The organism is Streptomyces virginiae, assembly GCF_041432505.1.
Classification (GTDB): domain Bacteria; phylum Actinomycetota; class Actinomycetes; order Streptomycetales; family Streptomycetaceae; genus Streptomyces; species Streptomyces virginiae_A.
In genome coordinates this window covers 8272705-8294046 of the sequence record NZ_CP107871.1, presented here as the reverse complement: position 1 = coordinate 8294046, position 21342 = coordinate 8272705, and the positions used below count along the sequence as shown (strand labels likewise).

General features: G+C 73.1%; 22 protein-coding genes. 9 read left to right on the top strand and 13 right to left on the bottom strand.

What is annotated here, in order from left to right:
* Positions 1-66 precede the first annotated feature (66 nt).
* Positions 67-969 carry an SDR family oxidoreductase gene (locus tag OG624_RS38265; protein WP_266447767.1) on the top strand — a complete coding sequence of 301 codons (903 nt, stop codon included), beginning with the start codon at positions 67-69 and terminating at the stop codon, positions 967-969.
* A 36-nt stretch (positions 970-1005) separates the two neighbouring features.
* Positions 1006-1806 (top strand): hypothetical protein, encoded by an 801-nt coding sequence (locus OG624_RS38260; RefSeq protein WP_371640513.1) that lies wholly within the window; start codon positions 1006-1008, stop codon positions 1804-1806.
* Here the strand turns inward: OG624_RS38260 and OG624_RS38255 are convergent.
* Together OG624_RS38255 and OG624_RS38250 are read right to left on the bottom strand one after the other, a co-directional pair.
* Positions 1793-2626: an enoyl-CoA hydratase/isomerase family protein gene (locus OG624_RS38255; RefSeq protein ID WP_371640512.1), complete on the bottom strand. Its 834-nt coding sequence runs from the start codon at positions 2624-2626 to the stop codon at positions 1793-1795. The two genes, OG624_RS38260 and OG624_RS38255, sit on opposite strands and share 14 nt — an antisense overlap.
* 72 nt (positions 2627-2698) lie before the next feature.
* Positions 2699-3460, bottom strand: a complete 762-nt coding sequence (locus OG624_RS38250) for a PIG-L deacetylase family protein (RefSeq protein WP_033216429.1) — start codon at positions 3458-3460, stop codon at positions 2699-2701.
* Positions 3461-3478: 18 nt separating this feature from the next.
* On the opposite strand from OG624_RS38250, the gene OG624_RS38245 reads away from it, so the two are divergent.
* A complete protein-coding gene (locus tag OG624_RS38245) occupies positions 3479-4270 on the top strand; it encodes an MBL fold metallo-hydrolase (RefSeq protein ID WP_033216427.1) in 792 nt (263 codons plus the stop codon).
* Positions 4271-4318: 48 nt separating this feature from the next.
* On the opposite strand, the gene OG624_RS38240 is transcribed toward OG624_RS38245, so the two are convergent.
* The 3 genes from OG624_RS38240 to OG624_RS38230 form a co-directional block, all read right to left on the bottom strand.
* Complete coding sequence (locus OG624_RS38240; protein ID WP_033217113.1) at positions 4319-5623, bottom strand: alpha/beta fold hydrolase; 1305 nt, start codon at positions 5621-5623, stop codon at positions 4319-4321.
* A 129-nt stretch (positions 5624-5752) separates the two neighbouring features.
* Positions 5753-6838, bottom strand: coding sequence for an S-(hydroxymethyl)mycothiol dehydrogenase (locus OG624_RS38235; protein ID WP_033216425.1), 1086 nt, complete (start codon positions 6836-6838; stop codon positions 5753-5755).
* Positions 6839-6911: 73 nt separating this feature from the next.
* On the bottom strand, positions 6912-7877 hold the full coding sequence (locus OG624_RS38230; protein ID WP_033216423.1) for a LysR family transcriptional regulator: 966 nt from the start codon (positions 7875-7877) through the stop codon (positions 6912-6914).
* Positions 7878-7948: 71 nt separating this feature from the next.
* On the opposite strand from OG624_RS38230, the gene OG624_RS38225 reads away from it, so the two are divergent.
* Together OG624_RS38225 and OG624_RS38220 are read left to right on the top strand one after the other, a co-directional pair.
* Positions 7949-8869 (top strand): dihydrodipicolinate synthase family protein, encoded by a 921-nt coding sequence (locus OG624_RS38225; RefSeq protein WP_051762890.1) that lies wholly within the window; start codon positions 7949-7951, stop codon positions 8867-8869.
* Between the two features lie 445 nt (positions 8870-9314).
* Entirely contained in the window at positions 9315-10037 is a 723-nt protein-coding gene (locus tag OG624_RS38220; RefSeq protein WP_161291863.1) for a transglycosylase SLT domain-containing protein, read from the top strand.
* A 153-nt stretch (positions 10038-10190) separates the two neighbouring features.
* Here OG624_RS38220 and OG624_RS38215 read toward each other — a convergent pair whose 3' ends face one another.
* The 6 genes from OG624_RS38215 to OG624_RS38190 all read right to left on the bottom strand — a co-directional run bounded on the left by OG624_RS38215 (position 10191) and on the right by OG624_RS38190 (position 16390).
* Positions 10191-11891, bottom strand: coding sequence for a serine/threonine-protein kinase (locus tag OG624_RS38215; protein WP_371640511.1), 1701 nt, complete (start codon positions 11889-11891; stop codon positions 10191-10193).
* A gap of 27 nt (positions 11892-11918) precedes the next feature.
* The gene (locus OG624_RS38210) at positions 11919-13550 is read right to left on the bottom strand and encodes a peptide-N4-asparagine amidase (protein WP_033216419.1); all 1632 of its coding nucleotides are present in this window, start codon (positions 13548-13550) and stop codon (positions 11919-11921) included.
* 95 nt (positions 13551-13645) lie between these two features.
* The gene (rraA, locus tag OG624_RS38205) at positions 13646-14125 is read right to left on the bottom strand and encodes a ribonuclease E activity regulator RraA (protein WP_371589518.1); all 480 of its coding nucleotides are present in this window, start codon (positions 14123-14125) and stop codon (positions 13646-13648) included.
* Between the two features lie 175 nt (positions 14126-14300).
* On the bottom strand, positions 14301-14567 hold the full coding sequence (locus tag OG624_RS38200) for a GlsB/YeaQ/YmgE family stress response membrane protein (RefSeq protein ID WP_030390536.1): 267 nt from the start codon (positions 14565-14567) through the stop codon (positions 14301-14303).
* An 84-nt stretch (positions 14568-14651) separates the two neighbouring features.
* Complete coding sequence (locus OG624_RS38195; RefSeq protein ID WP_266354168.1) at positions 14652-15542, bottom strand: DMT family transporter; 891 nt, start codon at positions 15540-15542, stop codon at positions 14652-14654.
* The gene (locus OG624_RS38190) at positions 15539-16390 is read right to left on the bottom strand and encodes a phosphatase PAP2 family protein (RefSeq protein ID WP_371640510.1); all 852 of its coding nucleotides are present in this window, start codon (positions 16388-16390) and stop codon (positions 15539-15541) included. Before OG624_RS38190 ends, OG624_RS38195 begins: the two co-directional genes overlap by 4 nt.
* A 154-nt stretch (positions 16391-16544) precedes the next feature.
* Between OG624_RS38190 and OG624_RS38185 the strand changes: the two genes are divergently transcribed.
* The gene (locus OG624_RS38185) at positions 16545-17177 is read left to right on the top strand and encodes a TetR/AcrR family transcriptional regulator (protein ID WP_033216412.1); all 633 of its coding nucleotides are present in this window, start codon (positions 16545-16547) and stop codon (positions 17175-17177) included.
* Between the two features lie 157 nt (positions 17178-17334).
* On the opposite strand, the gene OG624_RS38180 is transcribed toward OG624_RS38185, so the two are convergent.
* Positions 17335-17877, bottom strand: a complete 543-nt coding sequence (locus OG624_RS38180) for a TerD family protein (protein WP_033216410.1) — start codon at positions 17875-17877, stop codon at positions 17335-17337.
* Between the two features lie 440 nt (positions 17878-18317).
* Between OG624_RS38180 and OG624_RS38175 the strand changes: the two genes are divergently transcribed.
* Positions 18318-19136, top strand: a complete 819-nt coding sequence (locus OG624_RS38175) for a glutamate ABC transporter substrate-binding protein (RefSeq protein ID WP_033216408.1) — start codon at positions 18318-18320, stop codon at positions 19134-19136.
* A gap of 139 nt (positions 19137-19275) precedes the next feature.
* On the opposite strand, the gene OG624_RS38170 is transcribed toward OG624_RS38175, so the two are convergent.
* Positions 19276-19842, bottom strand: coding sequence for a DJ-1/PfpI family protein (locus OG624_RS38170; protein WP_033216406.1), 567 nt, complete (start codon positions 19840-19842; stop codon positions 19276-19278).
* A 219-nt stretch (positions 19843-20061) separates the two neighbouring features.
* On the opposite strand from OG624_RS38170, the gene OG624_RS38165 reads away from it, so the two are divergent.
* Entirely contained in the window at positions 20062-20880 is an 819-nt protein-coding gene (locus OG624_RS38165; protein ID WP_371640509.1) for an endonuclease I family protein, read from the top strand.
* Between the two features lie 114 nt (positions 20881-20994).
* Entirely contained in the window at positions 20995-21312 is a 318-nt protein-coding gene (locus OG624_RS38160) for a DUF3040 domain-containing protein (protein ID WP_033216404.1), read from the top strand.
* The last annotated feature ends 30 nt before the right edge of the window (positions 21313-21342 follow it).

Below are 21342 nucleotides of genomic sequence, written 5' to 3'. Positions count from 1 at the left end.
GCCCGATCCTGCTCGGGCACGCTCCGGGGATGGTGATCTGAGCGCCCACGCGCTATCGATGGGCGCATGGAGAACCCTCCGCGCGGGCTGCCCGTGCCACCGGCGCTCGGCGCCGCCGCCCTGCCCCCCGGTACCTACGCGGGGCAGGTGGTCCTCGTGACCGGCGGTGGCACCGGGCTGGGCAAGGCCATCGCCACCGAGTTCGCCCGGCTCGGCGCGGATCTGGTGATCGCGAGCCGGCGCGCCGAGCAGCTCAAGGCGGCGCGGGAGGAGTTGGCGGCCGTCCCCGGCGCGGGCCGGGTGACGGCCGCCGTCTGCGACATCCGGGATCCGGAGCGGGTCGCCGACGTCTTCGACGCCGCGCAGGCGGCCTTCGGCCTGCCCGACGTGCTGGTCAACAACGCCGCCGCGAACTTCCCCTCCCCCGCCGAGGACCTCTCGCCCAACGCCTGGCGGGCGGTGGTCGACATCACGCTGACGGGGACCTGGTTCATGACGCGCGAGTTCGGCCGCCGCCACCTCGCCGCGGGCACCGGCGGCTCGATCGTGAACATCGGCGCCTCGTACGCCTGGACGGGCGGGCCGGGCTTCGCCCACAGCGCCGCGGCCAAGGCGGGGGTGAAGAGCCTCGTGGAGACGCTCGCCGTCGAGTGGGGCCCGTACGGCATCCAGATCAACGGGCTCGTCCCCGGGCTGTTCCCGCACGGGGACATGAGCGAGGACATCCGGGGCGGCCTGGAACGTGCCGCGCCCGACGCGAAGGACGCCCGGCAGCCCGCCCTGCGCGTCGGCGCGCCGCGCGAACTGGGCTGGGCGGCCACCTTCCTGGCCTCGCCGTACGCCCGGTTCGTCACCGGGCACACCCTGGTGGTGGACGGGGCGAACTGGCAGCGCCGCTCGGTGGTCAACCCCGAGGTGGTCCCGGTCCGCACCCAGCTGGGCCGCGGCCCGTTCACCTCCTCCCCCTGAGCACCGGTTGTCGGTGGGCGGTGCGAGGATCGGGGCATGTCTCTCGCCGAACTGACCCTTGACCGCTGGCGTTCGCTCGACCTGGCCGCCGCCGGACGCTTCGCCGACGAGGCCGCCACGCAGGTGGGCGGCCGGGTGGTACTGCTCGACACCGTCGAGCACCTCGGCCGCCCGCTGCACCGCGTACTTGTCGAGCGCGAGGGGCGCCGGTTCGCCCTCGTACCCGGCGGGAGCGTGCGGCTGGGCTTCGACCTGGACGCCTGGGAGCCGACTCCCGCGCAGGCCGCCGACTTCGCGGAGAGCGTGGAGGAGGGGTACGGGTACGGGCACGAGGACCTCAAGGCCTATCTCGCCGACGTACTCAGCCCGCCGCGCACCGCGACGCTCGCGACGGTGCTCATGGCCGTGGAGGACGAGGCCCTGACCGAGCCCGTGGCGGCCATGCCGGCCGCCCTGGCCGCGCACGGGCTGCGGATACCGGGCGCCGACGAGTGGGAGCACGCGTGCGGGGCCGGGGCCGGCACCCTGTTCCGGTGGGGGAACGAGTGCCCCCTGGACGAGCCCTCGTACGGCAGCGGGGGCGTGCGCCACCGGCCGAACGCCTTCGGGCTGCGCATCGCCTACGACAGCTACGGCACGGAGCTGAGCGGGGACCCGGGCGCGGTGCACGGCGGTGACGGCGGCGAGGCCGTCTGCGGCGGATACGGCGATCTCCTCGGGTGGCTGCCGCTGGCCACCGCCAACCGCAACCCGTACGCGGCCGAGTTCACCTACGGCCCGGACGGCGAGGGCATGTACGAGGAGTTCTCGACCCGACCCGTGCTCAGCCTCCGCTGAACCGCGGAGGCCGACGGGCGGCCTTGGCCGTGTAGCCCTCCCGGCAGTCCTCCGAGGTGAGGGTGAGGGCCGCGGTCATCGCCACCCGGTCGAGGGCCGCCGGGAGGGCGGCGTCGGCGTAGCCGTCGATCGCGCGCTTGATGCCCTGGACCGCGAGCGGCGCGTTGTCGGCGATCTCCCGTGCCACGGCGCGGGAGGTGGCCTCCAGTTCCTCGCCGGGGACGAGCAGTTGGACCAGATGGAGCCGGTGCGCCGTCGCGGCGTCGATGCGCCGACCCGTCAGAGCCAGGTACTTGGCCCAGCCCGCACCCGCCTCGCGGGCGATGCGGAGGTCGCCGCCCGCGTCCACCGCGACACCCAGCCCGGCTTCCGGCAGGGCGAAGACGGCGTCCTCGGCCGCCACCCGGACATCGGCCATCAGCGCCAGCTCGAAGCCGAAGCCGAGGCAGTAGCCCTGGACGGCGGCCACCACCGGCTGCGGGAGGCGGGCGAGGACGGCGAACCGCTCGTGCACCCAGCGGATGCCCTCGTAGTAGTTGCGGGTGCGCTCGGCCGGGGAGCCGCCCGTGACGGCGCCGCCCGGCGCGGTCACGTCGATGCCCGCGCAGAAGGCCCGCCCCTCGGCGCGCAGCAGCACCGCCCGGACGGACGCGTCGAGGCGGATCCGGTCCGCGAGCAGGCCGAGCTGGCGGGTGGACTCCCAGCTCCAGCCGTTGAGCTTGTCCGGGCGGCACAGGGTGAGGACGGCGAGGCCGTCCGCGACCTCCAGCCGGATCCGCTCCTCACCCTCCGCGATCTCCGTGGAGATGGTGTCGATCACCGTGTCCCGCACCCCCGGCCCGATGGCTGACGACCCGTCGAACTGACGGATCGTCAGACTAGGGGTGGTCGGTCAGCGGGGGAAGACCTCGAACGCCACGGCCGGACGCCCGCCGAACCGGGCCGCGGCCTGCTGGGCGTTGCCGGTGAGGAAGGTCCGCACGTACTCCTCGGGGTCCTGGTCCGTGAGCACCTCGATGTACGCCTTGTGCTCCAGCAGGGACTTGATCGAACGCTCCAGCCCGGGGCCGGCGTCGACCGCGTGTGTCGGGGTGGTGGACCCGGCCACCGCGACCCAGCGCACGCCGTTCCAGGGCTCCAGGCCCTGCTCGATCAGCTCGGGGAAGATCCAGCGGTTCCCGGCATCACCGGCCGCGTCCAGCACGGCCCGGCCGACGGCCTTGTGGTCGGGAGTGTTCCAGTAGCCGCCGCCCTGCGCGCCGCCCCATGTGTCACGGTGGTTGAGCGTGACGATCAGCTCGGGCCGGTGCCGCCTGATGGCCGCCGCGATGTCCCGGCGCAGGTCGAGGCCGTACTCGACGACACCGTCGTGGTGGTCCAGGAACTCCACCTCGGACACCCCGACGACCGCCGCGCTCGCCCGCTGCTCCGCCTCGCGCAGCGGACCGCAGGTGGCGGGGGCGATGCTGTCGATGCCGGCCTCGCCGCGCGTGGCGAGGAGGTAGACGAACTCCCGGCCCCCGTCCGTCCAGTGCGCGATGGCCGCCGCGCACCCGTACTCCAGGTCGTCGGGGTGCGCGACGACCGCGAGGGCGCGCGTCCAGTCGGTGGGCATGGGCTGCAAGGCAGCCTGCTGATCAGGTTGTTCGGTCATGTCTCGCACCATAGGGGAATGGAGCGACATGGGCGGGTGGTGGCGCTGCTCGACGCCACGGGGATCTTCTTCGAGCCGGCCCGCACGGCCTTCCCGGGCGCGAGCGAGGCCGCGTGGGAGCGGGCCGGGCGACTGGACCCCGGCGCGATCGGGCCGGACGGGACCTGGGCGCTCGACTTCCGGTGCTTCGCGATCGCCCGGCCCGGCGGTCGCTGGGTGCTGGTGGACGCCGGGGTCGGACCGGCGCAGTCCCCCGCCGCCCCCTGGGCGCCGGTGCCGGGGCGGCTGCCGGACGCCCTCGCCGAGGTCGGCATCGCCCCGGCCGACGTGGAGGCGGTGATCCTGACCCACCTGCACGAGGACCACGCGGGCTGGTCGTCGGGGGCCGACGGGCAGCCGCTCTTCCCGGCGGCCCGGTACGTCGTACAGCGCGCGGAGGTGGCCGCCCTCGACCGGGCGGACCCGGTGTGGGACTGGACGGTGGCGCCGCTACGGGCGAGCGGGCAGCTGCACGAGGTGAACGGGATCCATCGGGCGGCCCCCGGCATCACCCTGCTGCCGACGCCCGGGCACACCCCGGGGCACCAGTCGGTGCTGGTGGACCAGGGCGCCGGGGCCCGGGACGTGGTGGTCACCGGGGACGTGCTGGTGCACGCGGTCCAGCTCGGCGACCCGGCGGTGCCGTACTCCCACGAGCGCGACCGGGAGACCGCCCGGGCCTCCCGGGAGGACCTGCTGGCACGGGCGAGGGAGCGCGGTGCCCTGCTGGCGACCGCGCACCTGACCCGCGCGTTCGTGGAACCCGGCTGACCGGGGCCCCGGCCGACCGCGCCTCGGCCGACCCGGGCCCCGGCCGGCTCAGATCTCGTCGCGGACCAGGGACAGCAGCCGGTCCAGGACGCGGGGGCCGCCCGCGCGGACGCCGTCGTGCTCGAACTCGTCCGTCACCCAGGTCCGCAGGCCCCGGACGGACCGGGCCGTCTCCAGCGAGTGCGCGGTGTCCACGTACATGTCGTCGTGGTAGACGGCGGCGGCCACCGGCACCTCGTTGGCGGCCAGGCGCGCCCGGTCGTAGAGGGGCTGCCAGCCGGTGCGGGCCGCCAGCAGTTCCGCGGTCTCGCGCAGCGGGGCCAGCGCCGGGTCGGTGGTGAAGTGCCAGGGGTGGATGGTCTCGCCGGTCAGGAGCAGCGGTTCGTCGCCCGCGAGCGCCTTGCCGGCGTCGAAGCGGGGGTGGTTCGCGCGTACCCGTTCGGCGGCCCAGGCGGTGGGCGCGGTGGGGTCCTGGGCGTAGATCGCCTCGTGGACCAGAGCGTAGAGGGGGTGCCCGGCGAAGGAGAGCTGGGCGCGGACCCCCTCCAGGAAGGCGTCGGAGAGGGTGGGTCCCGCGGGGGTCGGCACGAAGGCGTCCTCCAGCAGGTGGTGGAGCTGGTGGCTGCCGTCGCCCCCGCCGAGGAGGATGCCGAGGGACTGGAACCCCTCGACGGTGAGGCGGTGGCCGCCGGGGAGTTCGGTCGGGGTCTGCGCGAGGTGGGCGGCGATACGGCGGACGCGCTCGACGTCCATCGGGTACCGGGCATAGTGGGCCAGGTTCTTGCGTTCGATGCGGGGGTACGCGGCCTCGTACACCTCGTCGGCGGTGGCGGTCAGGGAGGGGAGGCCGCCCGTGACGAGCGCGGCGGTGAGGCCTTCGGGCGCGGTGGAGAGGTAGTGGATCGTGCAGAAGCCGCCGAAGCTCTGGCCGAGCACGGTCCAGGGCGCGCCGCCGGTCAGGCCGGGGCGGATGGCTTCGGCGTCGCGCACGATGGAGTCGGCGCGGAAGTGGGCGAGGTACTCCGCCTGCTGGGCGGGGGTGCCGCGCAGGGGCAGGGTCTGCCGGTTCACCGGGGTGGAGCGTCCGGTTCCGCGCTGGTCGAGGAGCAGCACCCGGTACTCGGTCAGCGCCCGCTCCAGCCAGGCCTGGCGGCCGATGAAGCGGCGGGCGCCGAAGCCGGGACCGCCCTCCAGGTAGAGCAGCCAGGGCAGCGTCTCGGGGTCCTTGCCGGCGGCCACGACCTCGCGGGCGTACAGCTCGATCCGCTCCCCGTCCGGGCGCGTGTGGTCCAGGGGGACGGAGAACCGGTGGTCGGTGACGACCGTGCCGGGCTGGCGGTAGCTGTGTGCGATGGTCACGGACGGCCCCCAGGGGTACGAGGAGATGAAGGACCGCGCCCCGGCCGGGTGGCGGCGGGGGCGCGGGGTGGTGGCCCCGAGTCTACGGAGGGCCGGGTCCGGCCCGGTGGGCCGGACGGGGTGTCAGAACTCGACGACCGAGCGGAGGACCTCGCCGCGCTCCATCCGGGCGAAGGCGTCCTCGACCCCGTCGAGCGGGATCGTCTCGGAGACGAAGGCGTCCAGGTCGAGGCGGCCCTGCAGGTAGAGGTCGATCAGCAGGGGGAAGTCGCGCTCGGGCAGGCAGTCGCCGTACCAGGAGGACTTCAGGGCGCCGCCGCGGCCGAAGACGTCGAGGAGCGGGAGTTCGAGCTTCATCTCCGGGGTCGGCACGCCCACCAGGACCACCGTCCCGGCCAGGTCGCGTGCGTAGAAGGCCTGCTGGTACGTCTCGGGGCGGCCCACGGCATCGATGACCACGTCGGCGCCGTTGCCGGCGGTGAGGCCCTGGATCGCCTTGACCACGTCGTCCGTGCGCCCGTTGACGGTGTGGGTGGCGCCCAGGCCCCGGGCCCACTCCAGCTTCCGGTCGTCCAGGTCCACCGCGATGATCTTCGAGGCGCCGGCGAGGCGGGCGCCGGCGACGGCCGCGTTGCCCACTCCCCCGCAGCCGATGACGGCGACGGAGTCGCCGCGCCCGACGTTGCCGGTGTTCAGGGCCGCGCCGAGGCCGGCCATCACCCCGCAGCCCAGGAGGCCCGCGGCGGCCGGGGCGGCCGCCGGGTCCACCTTGGTGCACTGGCCGGCCGCGACCAGGGTCTTCTCGGCGAAGGCGCCGATGCCGAGGGCCGGGGAGAGGGGGGTGCCGTCCTCCAGGGTCATGGGCTGGGTGGCGTTGTGCGTGGCGAAGCAGTACCAGGGGCGTCCGCGCTTGCAGGCGCGACAGGTGCCGCACACCGCGCGCCAGTTGAGGATCACGAAGTCACCGGGGGCCACGGACGTGACGTCCGGGCCGACCGATTCGACGACTCCGGCGGCCTCGTGGCCGAGGAGGAAGGGGAATTCGTCGTTGATCCCGCCCTCCCGGTAGTGCAGGTCGGTGTGGCAGACCCCGCAGGCCTGCACCCGGACGAGGGCCTCGCCGGGTCCCGGGTCGGGCACGAGGATCGTCGTCGTCTCCACCGGTGCGCCCTTGCTCCGGGCGATGACCCCTCGTACGCGATGTGTCACGTCGTACCCCGCTCTGATCGATTCCGTCTGGATCAACGAACGTACACGGACGGCACGCGGTACGGGAGTTGTGTCACGTTCCGGCGCGCGACCCGGCCAGATCCGGCGGTACGGCGGCCCGAAGTGCCGCGCCGAAGGCCGCCACGGCCGGGTGCGCGCCGGCCCCGCTGCGGAAGGCGAGGTTGGTACGCCGTTCCATGAGCAGGCGGGTGAGTCGTACGGCCGGGTCGGCCGGGCCCGTGACCCCGAGCTGGGGGACGACGGCCACCCCTTGGCCCGCCGCGACGAGGGCGAGCACGGTGGCGAACTCGTCGACCTGGTGGCGTACCCGTGGGGTGAAACCGGCGGCCTGGCATGCCCGGACGGTCATGGCGTGGCAGAGGGTGCCGGGGGTGGCGGTGATCCAGGGCGCCCGGGCGTGCGTACGCAGGACAGCGCCCTGGTCGGATCCGCCGGACGGGTCGGGGGCCTCGGCGGGGTGTGTCCCGGACGGGTCGGGGGCCTCGGTGGCGGGCGCGGCCAGGTACATCGCCTCGCCGTAGAGCGGTTCGGTGGCCAGTCCCGGCTCGGGCTCGGTGGGCACGAAGTCGTACTCGTGCACCAGGGCGACGTCCAGGTCCCCGGCCCGCAGGGCGTGCGCGACCGCCGCCGGGTCGGTCTCCGAGACCATCGGCTCCAGCCCCGGGTGGCGCCGGGCGAGGGCGATCAGCGCGGCCGGGACGATGGCCCGGGTGGCGGTGGGGAAGGCGCCGATCCGCAGGGCTCCGGCCAGGCCCCCGCGCGCCTCGGCGAGGTCGGCGTCGGCCTGCTCCAACCGTTCGAGGACGGCCTCGGCGTGTCGGACCAGGTTCTGACCGGCCGGGGTGAGGCGGACCCCGCGGCCGGTGCGCTCCAGCAGGGGCAGGCCGGCCTCCCGTTCGAGGACGTTGAGCTGCTGGGAGACCGCCGAAGGGCTGAAGGTGAGGGCCTCGGCGACGGCGGCGATGGTGCCACGGCGGGCGAGTTCGCGCAGCAGGCGTAGGCGTCGTACATCGAGCATCGGCTCAGCTTACGGGTCGCGTAAGAAAAGCGAACTGGATTTGATCCTTCGGGCGGGCGAGGCTCGTGGGCATGGCACAGGACATCGCGCAGGACATCGCAGAGACCCTCCCGTCGCACGGGATCCACGTACCGCTCGTCACCCCCTTCACCCGCGGCGGGGAGGTCGCCGTGGAGGCGCTGGAGGCGCTGGCCCACGAGGTGCTCGACGCGGGCGCCACCGGCATCGTCGCGCTCGGCACCACCGCGGAGACGGCCGGCCTCGACGAGGCGGAGCGGGATCTCGTCACGGAGGTGTGCGCCCGGGTCTGCGGGGAGCGGGGCGCTCCACTGACGGTCGGGGCGGGAGCCGGGGGCACCCGGGCCGCCGAGGCCTCGCTGGCCCGGCTGACCCGGTGGCCCGAGGTGCGGGCGGCGCTGGTGACCGTTCCGCCGTTCGTCCGGCCCGCGGCCGCCGGGGTGCTGGCGCACTTCACGCGGCTGGCCGAGGTGAGCCCGGTCCCGCTGATCGTCTATCACATCCCCTACCGCACGGGGCAGCCGCTCGACGCGGCCACGCTGCGGGCGCTCGGGGCGCTGCCGGGGGTCGCCGGGGTGAAGTACGCGGGTGGCGGCATCGGCGAGGAGGCGGTGGCGCTGCTCGGTGACCTGCCGTCCGGGTTCGAGGTGCTGGCCGGTGACGACGTGTACCTGTCCCCGCTGCTGGCGCTGGGTGCGGCGGGCGGGATCCTGGCCTCGGCACATCTGGCGACGGACCGCTTCGCGGAGCTCGCCGCGGCCTGGCGGGCGGGCGACGTGGCCAGGGCGAGGCCGCTGGGGCACGCGCTGGCCCGGATGTCGGCGGCGGCCTTCGCCGAGCCGAATCCGGCGGTGCTCAAGGGCGTCCTGCACGCCCAGGGGCGGATCCCGACCCCGGACGTCCGACTGCCCCTGCTGCCGGCCTCCCAGGGGGCGGTGGCGGCCGTGACGGCCGCCTTGGAGCGGCTGGGGTGACGGCGGAGCCGTCGAGGTGCCCCTGAGGCGACCGAGGCGGCCCGGAGGCGCCCTTGAGGTGCGCACCGGCCGGCAATACGCCGGAAAGAGTCCTTTATGGGCGATTTACCACCTACAGGCCGGTCGCCCGAATGAGGGTGCCCAAGAGCGGACTTGCCCGTATTGGCCGCCGGGCCGGCGACCCGTGATGTGAGCCACACCGAACACCTCAACATCATTTCCGCAGAACAGCCGATTCCCTTTTCCCGGAAAGGGAATCGGCTTTTGCACCGATACCCCTTCAAGGTCATTTACCCGGCCGATAGCGAGATGTCGATCTATCGGTGGAATTCGGGTCTTGTTCCCGCGTGGCGGGCTCGCCTACGGTCACCTCGTTCCTGGTGGTCAGCTGCCGAATACGGCCGCCGCCCGGGATCTCCCGTCCCCCCACGTGAGGAATTCCGCCATGCCTGCAAAGGGTAAGCACCGTCGGCCGAAGCACTACCGGATCACCCGCAAGCTGGCGCTCGCCGGCACCGGTGGCGCGGCCCTCACTCTCCCGCTGATCAGCGCCACCTCCGCCGGGGCGGTGGAGACGGCCGCCGCCCCCACCACGTATTCCGTGGTCGCGGGCGACACCCTTTCGGAGATCGCGGCGAAGCATTCCCTGAGCGGCGGCTGGCAGCAGCTCTACGCGGCGAACCGGAGCGTCGTCGGCGACGACCCGTCGATCATCCGGCCCGGCATCAAACTGAAGCTCGGCGTCCAGGCGGAGACCGAGCGTGCGAGCCGGTCCGCCGCCCGGACCACCCTCACGCCCGCGGCCGCGCCCGCCGCGAAGCCCGCGGCCAAGCCCGCCACCACCTACGCGAACAATCTCGACGGGTGGATCCGCGAGTCGCTCGACGTCATGGCGAAGCACGGCATTCCCGGTTCCTACAACGGAATTCACCGCAATGTGATGCGCGAGTCCTCGGGCAATCCGCTGGCGATCAACAACTGGGACATCAACGCCCGCAACGGAATCCCGTCCAAGGGGCTGCTCCAGGTCATCGACCCGACCTTCCGCGCCTACCACGTGCCCGGCACCTCGCAGAACTCCTACGACCCGGTCGCCAACATCACCGCCGCCTGCAACTACGCGGCCGCGCGCTACGGCTCGATCGACAACGTCAACGGGCCCTACTAGGAATCTCCCCGCGCCGGTTCACACCGGACGACGCCGGGCGGCGCGGACGAGGATCCGCAGGGGCGCCGCCGGGCCGTATCCGATGTGCCGGCGCAGGGCGGCGTCGACGAACCGCCGCCGGCCCGCGGCCTGTTCCGGGTCGGGGCCGGCGGGTCAGAACTTGGTGGCCTTCTTGACCTTGCCGTCGATGCCCGCGAGCAGATAGCCGCCACGACCGTACTCGTCGGTGACGTAGGGCCGCATGCAGGGGACCTGATCCATCATCCAGGGGTCGATGATCACATAGGTCGAGGTCGGCTTCTCGACGCCGAACTCCTTCTTCGACTGCTCCAGCAGGCCCGGCACCGCGTCCCAGTTGACGGCCGCCATGTCGATGAGCGGCTCACCCTCCTCCACCGTGCCGTCCGGGCCCGTGCGCCGGGCGGCGCCGTCGCGGTACTGCCAGGCGTCGACGGTGTCGGCGCCGGGGGCGGTGGGGATCGACGCGAGGACGTAGCCCTCGTAGACCGTGAGGTCGACGAAGGTGGTGGTGCCGGTCTTCTCCTTGAGCGCGTCCAGCGCGATCCGGATGTTCTGCGGGGTGAGCATGCTGCCGCGGGCCGTGACGCTCTTGGACGTGCTCGCCTTCGCGCCCGGGGTGGAAGCCGGGGTGCCGGCCGGGGTGGCGACGGCGGGCCGGGTGGCACGGGAATCGGCCACGTCGTCGTCGCCGGACTTCCCGTCGGGCATCCACTGGACGATCCCGACGACCGCGGCCGCCAGCACCGCCGTGAGGGCCGCGCCGATCAGGGCCGGGCGCCTGCGCGGTGCGTTCGTCAGCGGGACGGGCGTGGTGGGGGCCCCGTACGGGGAGCCGCCCTGGCCGAACGGGGGCGGGGTGGGCGGGCCGTACGGGCCGCCGTACGGGCCGTACTGACCCGGGACGGCGGGCGCGGCAGGCGCGACCGGGACGGAGACGGCCGGCGCGGCGGCGACCGGCGCCACGACCGCCGCGTGTCCGGATCCGAGAGCGGCGCTCGCGTCCCGGAGCAGTTGTTCCAGCTGGGCCCCGTCGGGCCGCGCGGCCGGGTCCCGTACGAGCAGCCGTTCCAGTACGGGCGCCAGCGGGCCGGAGCGCACGGGCGCCGGGATCGGCTCGTCGAGCACGGCGACGACCGTGGCCAGGCTGGTGGCCCGGCGCAGCGGGTGGACGCCCTCGGCGGCCACGTAGAGCAGCATGCCGAGCGACCACAGATCGGAGGCGGCCAGCCCCTCCTCCCCGCGGACGCGTTCGGGCGCGATGTACTCGGGCGAGCCGATCAGCACCCCGGTGGAGGTGAGTCCGGTCGAATCGTGGAGGGCGGCGATGCCGAAGTCGGTGAGCACCGCCGACCCGCTGGGCCGCAGCAGCACGTTGGCGGGCTTCACGTCGCGGTGGAGCACGCCTTCGGCGTGCGCGGCGCGCAGCGCGGAGAGCACGTCGAGGCCGAGCCGTACCACCTCGGCGGGCGGCATGGGGCCGGACTCCAGGCGGTCGTGCAGGGAGCCGCCCCGGACCATCTCCATGACGATCCACGGGTGTCCGTCGGTGCCCTGCGCGGGCTCGACGATGTGGTGGATCGTCACGACGTGGGGGTGGGCGAGGCGGGCGAGGGCGCGGGCCTCGCGGACGGCCCGTTCGCGCATCTGATCCGCGAGACCGGGCTGGGCGGCGGCGGTCGCCGGGTCCGGCGGGCGCACCTCCTTGAGCGCGACCTCGCGGTGCAGGGCGATGTCGCGGGCGCGCCACACCGTACCCATGCCCCCGCTGCCCAGGGGTGCGACCAGCTCGAAACGGCCGTCGATCAGCTGTCTGCCGGCCTCACTCGTATCCATGGCCGCTCATCGTAAGGGGCGGCCGGCTCAGCAGTGTCGGCGGTCCACCGTGAGCGTGCCCTGGACGGTGGCCACCGTTCGGTCGTAACAGCCGCCGGGTGCGGCGGACCCGTATAACCGGTAGCGGGAGGTGGTGGTGGCGACCGCGTGCCGCTGGTCGCGCGGGACGTTCGCGGTGTAGGTGGCGTCGCCGGTGTACCGGTCGTCGAGCCGGGAGCTGTCGACGGTCCGCCCGCCGCGCCGGGTGACGGTGTCGGCGCGGTCGCCGAGCGAGAGGACGGTGCGCAGCCGGTCGCCGGCGCCGAGGGTGGTCTCGCCGTCCATCGTGTAGGTGCGGGTGGTCCGGGTGGTGGTGGGTCCGTGCGTCACGCTCTCCTCGTCGGTCCAGGTGGCGGTGAGCGCGTCCTGGTTCTCGCCGTCGGTCCAGCGGTGCACGGAGGTGTTCCGCACGGCGCGTGTGACGGTGGTGGCCACCCGGCCGTGGGAGGTGTTCAGGTGTCCGGCGACGGTCAGCCGGTGGCCGCCCTCGGTGTCCAGGCGGTGTTGCGCGCCGGGGGCGGCGGGGGTCCAGCGGGAGTGGCCGGTCGGATCGCTCCCCTCGTGCCGGGTCAGGGCGCCGGTGACGATCTCCCGGCCCTCGTCCTGCCAGAGCAGCAGGTTGGTGGGGGTGCTCCAGCCGCTCTGTCCGGCGGGGACCCCGGCGACGGAGACCTCGATCCGGTGCGGGCGGCCGTCGTTGAGGAGCGCGGCGTAGGGGGTGAGGTCGTAGCGGATCGGCTGGACGTCGAAGGCGCGCGGGCCGGGGGTGACGTACCAGAGGAAGGGGTTGGACCAGCCTCCGGTCCAGACGGTGGGGAAGGGCGCGGCGATGCCCGCGAGTTGTCCGTCGACCGAGACGCGGACCTCGCGGTAGGGGCCGTCGGCGGCCTTGCAGGAGTACGGGGCGGCGTCCGGGGTGGTCATGTACCAGTACTCCTCGCAGCCGCCGCCCGAGCCGGTGGCGTACACCTCGGCGAGGAGGCGCTCCGTGTTGCGGGGGGTGGTGACCGAGGGGGTGGTGAGGGGCAGGACGCGGTCGGGGGTGTCGGGGGCCCGGTCGCGGTCGTCGGCGGCGTAGAAGGTCAGGGTCACCTTGACGTCGATGACACCGGTGTAGGTGTCGTCGACGACGTTGCCGATGAGCATCTCGACGGGTTGCGGGCGGGCGAGGGTGTCGCGGTAGCGGGTGACGTCCTTCTCGACGGACCAGGTGATGCCGTCGGGCGAGGGTTGCGGGGTGGAGGTGCGCAGGATCTCGACCCCGCCGAGGGAGAGGTGGCCGAGGCGGTCGTACTGGCGGCCCTTGACCTTGCCGTCGAGGCGTAGGACCACCTTGGCCCAGCCGGTCGTGCCGCAGGCCGAGGGCGGTGTGTAGCTGCCCCGGTAGGGCGTGAAGTCGCGGAACTGCGCCTCCGCGAGGGTCACCCGGCAGGAGCGGGTGGCGGGTCGGGCGACGGGCGGGGCCGCGGTGATCGGGTCGTGCCAGTCGGTGCCGAACTCGGCGGGCGGCGGGTCCGCGACCGGGGTTCCGGCGGCGGACGCGGGTCCCGCGGCGGCCAGGGTGGCGGCGGTCAGCGCGATCGCGCCGAGGAGGCCGGTGATCCGGTGTCGTCGTCTCATGGGCCCGCAGTGAAACCCGGCCGGCCGGGGCCGGGCCAGGGCCGGTGCTCCGGCCCTGGCCGGTTCCGAACCGCCGGTCGGCTCGCGCGCGGACGTCAGCGGGGCAGGACGACCACGCCGTCGTCGTCGGCGTGGACGATGTCGCCGGCGCGGAAGGTGATGTCGCCGATGGTGACGGGCTCGTCGATCGCGCCGTCGCCGCTCTTGCCGCTCTTGCGGGGGACCGTGCCGAGCGCCTTGACGCCGAGGTCGAGGCCGCCGAGGGCGACGCTGTCGCGGACCGAACCGTTGATGATCAGGCCGGCCCAGCCGTTGGCCTCGGCCGCGCCCGCGATGAGGTCGCCGACGAGGGCGGTACGCGGCGAGCCGCCGCCGTCCACGACGAGGACCGCGCCCTCGCCCGGCGTGTGGAGGAGGGTGCGCAGCAGCGCGTTGTCCTCGTGGCAGCGGACGGTCCGTACGGGTCCGGCGAAGAGCCGGCGGCCGCCGAACTGGCGGAACCCGGTGGCGCAGATGGCCAGGGACTCGCCGTACTCGTCGTACAGGTCGGCTGTGGGGACGGGGGTGACACTCATCTGGCTACCGGTTTCCTCGCTGCTCGTGCTCGTACGTCGCGGTGGTGCGGCCAGCGTAATCGGCCGAACATGCGGCGCGGCGGGGCGGTTCACCGGTGCCGGGGCCCGCGTCGGACATCGGCCGGAATCCGACGGGCGGCCCCGCGTTCGCGGGGCCGGATCGCTCGGGGCCGGGTCAGTCCCGGGAGTTGCCGAAGAGGATGCGGTAGCCGATCAGCAGGACCAGCGAGCCCGCGATGGCGGAGCCCCAGGTGGCGAGGTCGAAGAACTCGGTCTGGATGGGCTTGTCCAGGACCTTCGCCGACAGCCAGCCGCCGATGAAGGCGCCGGCGACGCCGATGAGGGTGGTCCCGATCAGGCCACCGGGGTCCCGGCCGGGCAGCAGGACCTTGGCGATGCCCCCGGCCAGCAGTCCCAGGATGATCCAGCTGACGATCCCCATGTCCAGTCACTCCGCTTCGGTCGTCCGGTCGTTCAGGTGTTCTCCCAGGAGGACGCGCGCGGGCGTGGATCGGTTCTCCGACGATCAGACCGCCACGCGGCCGACCTGCACGGGAAGCTCCGCGCCCGGGAGGTGGCCGGTGCCAGGACCCGGCCCGGCGGAGGGCGTCCGCGTGAGCAGGAGCACTCCGCGCGCGGCGAGGAAGGCTCCGGCTCCGGCCAACAACAGGCCCGGCACTCCGCCTTGCAGCCGTTCGCCGAGCAGGACCATGCCGATGACGGCCGCGGCCAGCGGGTTGGCCAGGTTCACCACGGCCAGCGGGGCGCCGAGTCCGCCGCGGTAGGCCCGCTGGGACAGCAGCATCCCGCCGACCGCGAAGACGACGACGAGCAGGGCCACCGCGACGACCCGGACGCTGAGCAGGGCTCCGCCGCGACCGGCCGCCACGGCCACCGTCTGGGTCAGGGCCGAGGCCGCCGCGGAGGCCAGCCCGGAGGCGGTCGCGTGGCGCAGGCCCGAGCGCGGGTCCTTGTCGGCGGTCAGCATGAGGATCACGGCGAGGGTCGCGCCGGAGACGGCCAGCGCCTCGATCAGCGTGAGGGTGTCGTCGGGAGCCGGCCCGGAGGCCGGGAGCAGCAGCAGGCCGAGCCCGGCGACGGTGGCCAGGGTGCCGCGCCATTCGGTGGCCGCCACGCGACGGCCGGCCCTGCGCGCCCCCAGCGGGACGGCGGCCACCAGGGTGAGCGCTCCGAGGGGCTGCACCAGGGTGAGGGGGCCGTACCGCAGGGCCGCCGCGTGCAGGAGCGCGGCGGCGGCGTTCAGCCCGGCCGACCACCACCAGGCGCCGGAGCCCAGCAGAGCTTTGGCGCTGCGCGCGACGGCGGCCCGGGCGAGCCGCTCCTGGGCGACGGCGGCGGCCGCGTAGGCCACGGCCGACGCGAGGCAGAGCCCGACGGCGAGGGCGGTGTCGTTCATTGTCCGGCTCCTACGGCCGCGTCCGCGCTCCGCGGGCGCGGCAGGCCTCGTACGGGGGTGTCCTGGACCGGCTCCGCGGTCGATCCCGGGTCCGGGCCGCCCGGGTCCCGGTCCGGCTCGCTCGGGCGCGGCTTCGGGACGAGCAGCAGGGCCGCCCAGAGGAGGACGGCGGCCACGACGGCGTCGAGCCAGTAGTGGTTGGCGGTGCCGACTATCACCAGCAGGGTCAGCAGCGGGTGGAGCAGCCACAGGAAGCGCCACCGCGAGGAGGTGGCGGCGATCATGCCGAGCGCGAGCATCAGCGCCCAGCCGAAGTGCAGCGATGGCATGGCGGCGAACTGGTTCGCCAGGGTGTCCTCGGCCGGTGCGGCCTTGTACACGGAGGGGCCGTAGACCTGGGCGGTGTCGATGAGCGCCGCGGCGTCGAGCAGGCGCGGGGGCGCGAGCGGGAAGGCCAGGTGGAGGGCGAGGGCGGCTCCGGTGAGTCCGGCGAGTACGCGGCGCGTCCACAGGTAATGGGCGGGGCGGCGGATGTAGAGCCAGATCAGGAAGAGCGCGGTCGCCGGGAAGTGGACGCCGGCGTAGTAGGTGTTCGCGGTGGTGACGAGGGCGTCCCCGTGCAGCAGCACCCGCTGTATCGCGCCCTCGCCGGGCAGGTGCAGGAAACGCTCGGCGTCCCAGATGCGCGCCGCGTTGCGGAAGGCGTCCTCGGTGCGGTCGGTCGAGAGCAGCCGGCCCGCCTTGTAGACGGTGAAGAATCCCGCGACGAGCAGCAGCTCGCGTATGAGGCGGCGGCGCGCGGCTCTCGGTCCGGCTGCCGGCTCGGCAGGTGTGGTGTGGGAGCTCATCCCCCGGTCTCTCTTCCTGTTTACGCGCACAGCGACACGCCAGTGTATCGATACATTGGCGTATCGATACGCTGGTGTACCGATACGGTCGCGTTCCCGTACACTTCCGTAGTGGAACCTGCCGCCGAGGCGCCCCCAGAGGAGAGCCGCATCCATGACGACGACGCCGTCCCCCGCGCGCCGCTCCAAGATCACCCCGGAGCGTGAGCAGGAGTTCTACGACGCCGTCCTGGAGCAGCTGCGCGAGCACGGCTACGAGGCCCTGACCATGGAGGGCGTCGCCGCCCGGGCCAGCTGCGGAAAGTCCACGCTCTACCGGCAGTGGAAGACCAAGCCCCAGCTCGTCGCCGCCGCCCTGCGCGCGGGCCGCCGCGGCACCCTCGTCGCCGTGGACACCGGCTCACTGGCGGGCGATCTCCGGGAAGCCGCCAAGATCGCGGCCGGCACCTCCGGCAGGGACACCCGCCTGACACAGGCCCTCGGGCACGCCGTGCTCAGTGACGAGGAACTCCAGGCCGCCCTGCGCGAGGCGCTGGTCGAGCCGGAACTGGCAGCGTTCGACGAGATGGTCGGACGGGCCGTGGCGCGCGGCGAGATCGACGCGGACCATCCGGCCGTGGAGTTCCTGCCCGCCCAGCTGATGGGCGTGCTCCGCATCCGGCCGGTGCTGGAGGGGCGGTACGCGGACGCCGACTACCTGGTCCGGTTCGTCGACGCCGTACTGCTCCCGTCCCTGGGTCTCACCCCTCCCGGCCCCACCGGACCCCCGGCCGACCAGGCCCCCTGAACCGGCGGGCCGCCGTCCTGATGACCTGACGGCGACCTGCCCGCGCTGCCTCGTGGGGACGGCGGCAGCGCGCCACCCGGATCGGGCGGCGACCACTCACCCCAGGAGTGGTCGCCGCCCGATCCGTGCGGCTCCGCGCCGGGCCCGGCGGCCGGCCTCAGCGGGGCGCGCCCATGGTCCGCGCGAACACCTCCGGGTCGGCCTCGAAACCGTGCAGCCGCAGGTCGAAGGACCAGGCGCCCGAGGCGTCGCGGGTGAACTCGGCGACGGTGGCAGCGGTGGCGGAGGCCACGGCCGTGAAGTCACCCTGGGCGAGGTCGGCGTGGCCCTCGCGGATCCGGTACCCGGTGCCGCCGATGTCGGCGAAGCTCTTCGTCCGGCCGGTCGCGCCGGCTTCGGCGTTCTGGATGACGACGCCCACCACCACCCGGCTCGACTCCGGCGCCATCCGGTTCAGCTCGATGGTCATCACCTCGTCGAAGCCGAAGCCCTGGCCGGTGTGACTGTCCCGGTTCAAGGTGATGGTTCCGTCGGGCGACCGGCTGCCGAAGTGCACCAGCTGGACCGGCGAACCGTGGAGGTCCTCGGCGCCGAAGACGGCGGCGACGATGTCGAGGTCGTTCGCGGGTGTGCCCGTCGGGCTGGGGTCCCACCGCAGCGCGAACTCCACCTTGGCCAGTCCCTTGCGTACACCGCTCACCGAACTCCCCCTTCGTTCACAGGCATTGCCCGCCCATGATCCCACGACCCCCCGGCCCGGCCCGAACGATCGTACGCTTCCGGCCATTTCGGCCGATTCGATCACCTCGGCCCGGATGGACCGTACGTACCGAATTCCGCAGCGGCGAAATAGGGACAAACCCGATGTGCGCCCTTCATCCCTTAGCGGCGTATTTCCATCCCGTCGCGCCACGGGCGTTCTTGGGCCGCCCTTTTCTCCCGCTACGCCCCGGGGCCACCGCATGATCTGCGGCTGAACCGGATCGTTATCCTCAAGTTTTCCTCAAATCTAGTGACGGTGAGCCCGTCCGCTTCCTAGCTTCCTCGTACACGCGTCCCCACGTCCCCACATTCGCGCGGTTTCACACGCCCCCGGCGATCCCGGTGACGCGTCCCGCGTTCCCCAGGAAAGAGTTCAGCATGAAGGTTCCCCAGGCCGGTGCGGTCGCCGCAGTGATCGCGATCGCCCTGACCGCCTCCGGGTGCGTCTTCGACGATGGGGACCAGGGAGACGAGACCCTCTCCATCGGCATCAAGTTCGACCAGCCTGGCATAGGCATGCGGGAAACCGACGGCACCTTCACCGGATTCGACGTCGATGTCGCGACATACGTCGCCAAGGAACTCGGCTACAAGCCGAACAAGATCGAATTCAAGCAGGTCTACAGCAACGACCGCGAACTGCTGATCCAGTACAACGAGGTCAAGTTCGTCGTCGCGAGCTATTCGATCAACGAGAAGCGCAAGGAGAAGGTCGACTTCGCCGGCCCGTATTTCGTCGCGCACCAGGACCTGATGACCCGCGCCAACGACGGTTCGATCGCCAAGGCCGAGGACCTCAATTCGAAGAGCCTGTGCTCGGTCAGCGGCTCCACCTCGGCCGAGAACCTGCGCAAGAACCTCGCCCCCAAGGCGGGCCTGCTGGAGATGAGCGGCTACGCGGACTGCGTCGTCGCGCTCCAGGAGAGCCGGGTCGACGCCATGACCACCGACAACTCCATCCTGGCCGGGTACGCCGCCCGTAAGGGCAACGAGGGCAAGTTCAAGCTGCTCGGCACGAGCCTGAGCAACGAGAACTACGGCATCGGGGTCAAGAAGGGCAACAAGGAACTCCAGCGCAAGATCAACGACGCGCTGAAGAAGATGGTCGCGGACGGCTCCTGGGAGGCGGCCGTGAAGAAGAACTTCGGCGCGAACTACAAGTACGAGCCGGCTCCGGCGATCAACCCCGTGAGCTGACGCCCGTCGAGGCGGCCGGCGTCCCCCGGGGATCGTCGGCGCGTTCGCGTCCGGCCCGAGATCGGCGCCGCCTTCACGACCCGACGGCCGTGACCCCCTCGCAGGGGGTCACGGCCGTCCGTGTGATCCGTGCCCCCGCTCAGACCACCGGGGCCTTGCCGCGCAGCACGGTCAGGAACTCCCGCATCCAGCGCGAGTGGTCCGGCCAGGCCCGGGCCGAGACCAGGGTGCCGTCGACCACCGTCTCGGCGTCCTCGAACTCGGCCCCGGCCGCCTTCATGTCCAGTTCCAGCGCCGGGTACGCGGTCACCCGCCGGCCGGTCAGGCCTCCGGCCGCGGCCGTGATGAGCGGGCCGTGGCAGATCTGGGCGATCGGCTTGTCGGCTTCCGCGAAGGCGGCCAGGATCCGGCGCACCTCGGGGTCGTTGCGCAGGTACTCGGGTGCCCGGCCGCCGGGGACGACCAGGGCCGCGTAGTCCTCGGTGACCACGTCCACGAAGGCCAGGTCGGCGGGCCAGGTGTAGCCGGGCTTCTCGGTGTAGGTGTCGAAGCCCTCCTCGAAGTCGTGGACCACGAACCGCAGTTTCTTCACCTGCGGCGCCGCGATGTGAACCTCGTAGCCCTCCTCGCGCAGGCGCTGGTACGGATACAGGACCTCCAGCGATTCGGCGGCGTCGCCGGTCACGATGAGGATCTTCACTGCCATGGGCTGCTCCCGAGAGGGCTGGTCAGGGTCGGTGCGGCCCCGCCCCGGGGCCACCGCTACCCTGCCCGCGGCGGACGGTCGGCACACACCAAGGTCCCCCACTACCGACACGTGGTTTTCACCTGTTCGGCACATGACAATGTGACCCTCGCTGTGCCACTGACACTCCGCCAATTCCCCGGGCGGGGACGGTGCGTAGGGAGAGGTACCCCCCACCTGATGAAGATCTCGCGCATGACCCCCTGGGCGGCCGCCCTCGCCGCCGCCACCCTGATCGGCATACCGGCGGCCGCGTCCGCCGGCCAGCAGGGCACCACCACCGCCGGGAACCCGACGGCCGCCACGACGGACCCGTACGCGGACTACTACGCGAACGCCCAGGGCAAGACCGGGCCCGCGCTGAAGAGTGCCCTGCACGACATCATCAAAGCCCAGTCCAAGGTGACCTACGACGGCGTGTGGAACGCCCTGAAGGTGACCGACCAGGACCCGGCCAACTCCGCCAACGTCATCCTGCTCTACTCCGGCCGCTCCCAGTCCAAGGCGACGAACGGCGGCGGGGCCAACGACTGGAACCGCGAGCACGTCTGGGCCAAGAGCCACGGCGACTTCGGCACCGCCACCGGCCCGGGCACGGACCTGCACCACCTGCGCCCCGAGGACGTCACGGTCAACAGCACCCGGGGCAACAAGGACTTCGACAAGGGCGGCAGCCCCGTCGGCGAGGCACCGGGCAGCCTGACCGACGCCGACTCCTTCGAGCCGCGCGACGCGGTCAAGGGCGACGTGGCACGGATGCTGCTGTACATGGCCGTCCGCTACGACGGGGACGACGGCTTCGCGAACCTGGAGCCGAACGACAAGGTCAACAATGGTTCGGCGCCCGCGATGGGCCGGATCAGCCTGCTGAAGCAGTGGAACCAGATGGACCCGCCGGACGCCTTCGAGCAGCGCCGGAACCAGGTCATATTCGACCGGTACCAGCACAACCGCAACCCGTTCATCGACCACCCGGAGTGGGTCGACTCCATCTGGTGACCGGAGCCCCCGGTCACGACGTCCTCCGGGGGTTGGGCCGCGTCAGGCAGGGTATTCCCAGGCCAGAGGCTGCGACCCGCGCCCGACGGCAGCAGCCGGCGGAGGTACGTCGTGATGGACGGAGCCGGACTCTCCGATCGCGAGCAGCGCGCCCTCTCCGCGATCGAGGCCGAACTCAAGGGTGATCGTTCCCTCGACCGGATCCTGCGGTCCACGTCGCACCGTCGTCAGCGCACCGTGGCAGCCTGGCTGCTCGGTGCGGTGGCGGCGGTGCTGTTCGTGGCGGCCTCGGTCACCGTCTCCCGGCTTCTGATCTGGGTCTTCGCCGCGGTCTGGACGTCGGCGGTGATCCTCGCCCTGCCGCTGGTCGGCCAGTGGCTGCGGCGCCGCCGGCAGCGCGTCGACCGTACGGAGCGTACGGAGCAGCTGTGACCGACGTGCGGCGCGCGTCGGGGGCGGGGC

What these genes read in the sequence shown, in the direction of transcription:
- OG624_RS38265 (WP_266447767.1), top strand. Translation starts at nt 67, where the DNA reads ATGGAGAACCCTCCGCGCGGGCTGCCCGTGCCACCGGCGCTCGGCGCC.
- OG624_RS38260 (WP_371640513.1), top strand. Translation starts at nt 1,006, where the DNA reads ATGTCTCTCGCCGAACTGACCCTTGACCGCTGGCGTTCGCTCGACCTG.
- OG624_RS38250 (WP_033216429.1), bottom strand. Translation starts at nt 3,460, where the DNA reads ATGACCGAACAACCTGATCAGCAGGCTGCCTTGCAGCCCATGCCCACC.
- OG624_RS38245 (WP_033216427.1), top strand. Translation starts at nt 3,479, where the DNA reads ATGGAGCGACATGGGCGGGTGGTGGCGCTGCTCGACGCCACGGGGATC.
- OG624_RS38230 (WP_033216423.1), bottom strand. Translation starts at nt 7,877, where the DNA reads ATGCTCGATGTACGACGCCTACGCCTGCTGCGCGAACTCGCCCGCCGT.
- OG624_RS38225 (WP_051762890.1), top strand. Translation starts at nt 7,949, where the DNA reads ATGGCACAGGACATCGCGCAGGACATCGCAGAGACCCTCCCGTCGCAC.
- OG624_RS38220 (WP_161291863.1), top strand. Translation starts at nt 9,315, where the DNA reads ATGCCTGCAAAGGGTAAGCACCGTCGGCCGAAGCACTACCGGATCACC.
- OG624_RS38215 (WP_371640511.1), bottom strand. Translation starts at nt 11,891, where the DNA reads ATGGATACGAGTGAGGCCGGCAGACAGCTGATCGACGGCCGTTTCGAG.
- OG624_RS38210 (WP_033216419.1), bottom strand. Translation starts at nt 13,550, where the DNA reads ATGAGACGACGACACCGGATCACCGGCCTCCTCGGCGCGATCGCGCTG.
- rraA (WP_371589518.1), bottom strand. Translation starts at nt 14,125, where the DNA reads ATGAGTGTCACCCCCGTCCCCACAGCCGACCTGTACGACGAGTACGGC.
- OG624_RS38200 (WP_030390536.1), bottom strand. Translation starts at nt 14,567, where the DNA reads ATGGGGATCGTCAGCTGGATCATCCTGGGACTGCTGGCCGGGGGCATC.
- OG624_RS38195 (WP_266354168.1), bottom strand. Translation starts at nt 15,542, where the DNA reads ATGAACGACACCGCCCTCGCCGTCGGGCTCTGCCTCGCGTCGGCCGTG.
- OG624_RS38190 (WP_371640510.1), bottom strand. Translation starts at nt 16,390, where the DNA reads ATGAGCTCCCACACCACACCTGCCGAGCCGGCAGCCGGACCGAGAGCC.
- OG624_RS38185 (WP_033216412.1), top strand. Translation starts at nt 16,545, where the DNA reads ATGACGACGACGCCGTCCCCCGCGCGCCGCTCCAAGATCACCCCGGAG.
- OG624_RS38175 (WP_033216408.1), top strand. Translation starts at nt 18,318, where the DNA reads ATGAAGGTTCCCCAGGCCGGTGCGGTCGCCGCAGTGATCGCGATCGCC.
- OG624_RS38170 (WP_033216406.1), bottom strand. Translation starts at nt 19,842, where the DNA reads ATGGCAGTGAAGATCCTCATCGTGACCGGCGACGCCGCCGAATCGCTG.
- OG624_RS38165 (WP_371640509.1), top strand. Translation starts at nt 20,062, where the DNA reads ATGAAGATCTCGCGCATGACCCCCTGGGCGGCCGCCCTCGCCGCCGCC.
- OG624_RS38160 (WP_033216404.1), top strand. Translation starts at nt 20,995, where the DNA reads ATGGACGGAGCCGGACTCTCCGATCGCGAGCAGCGCGCCCTCTCCGCG.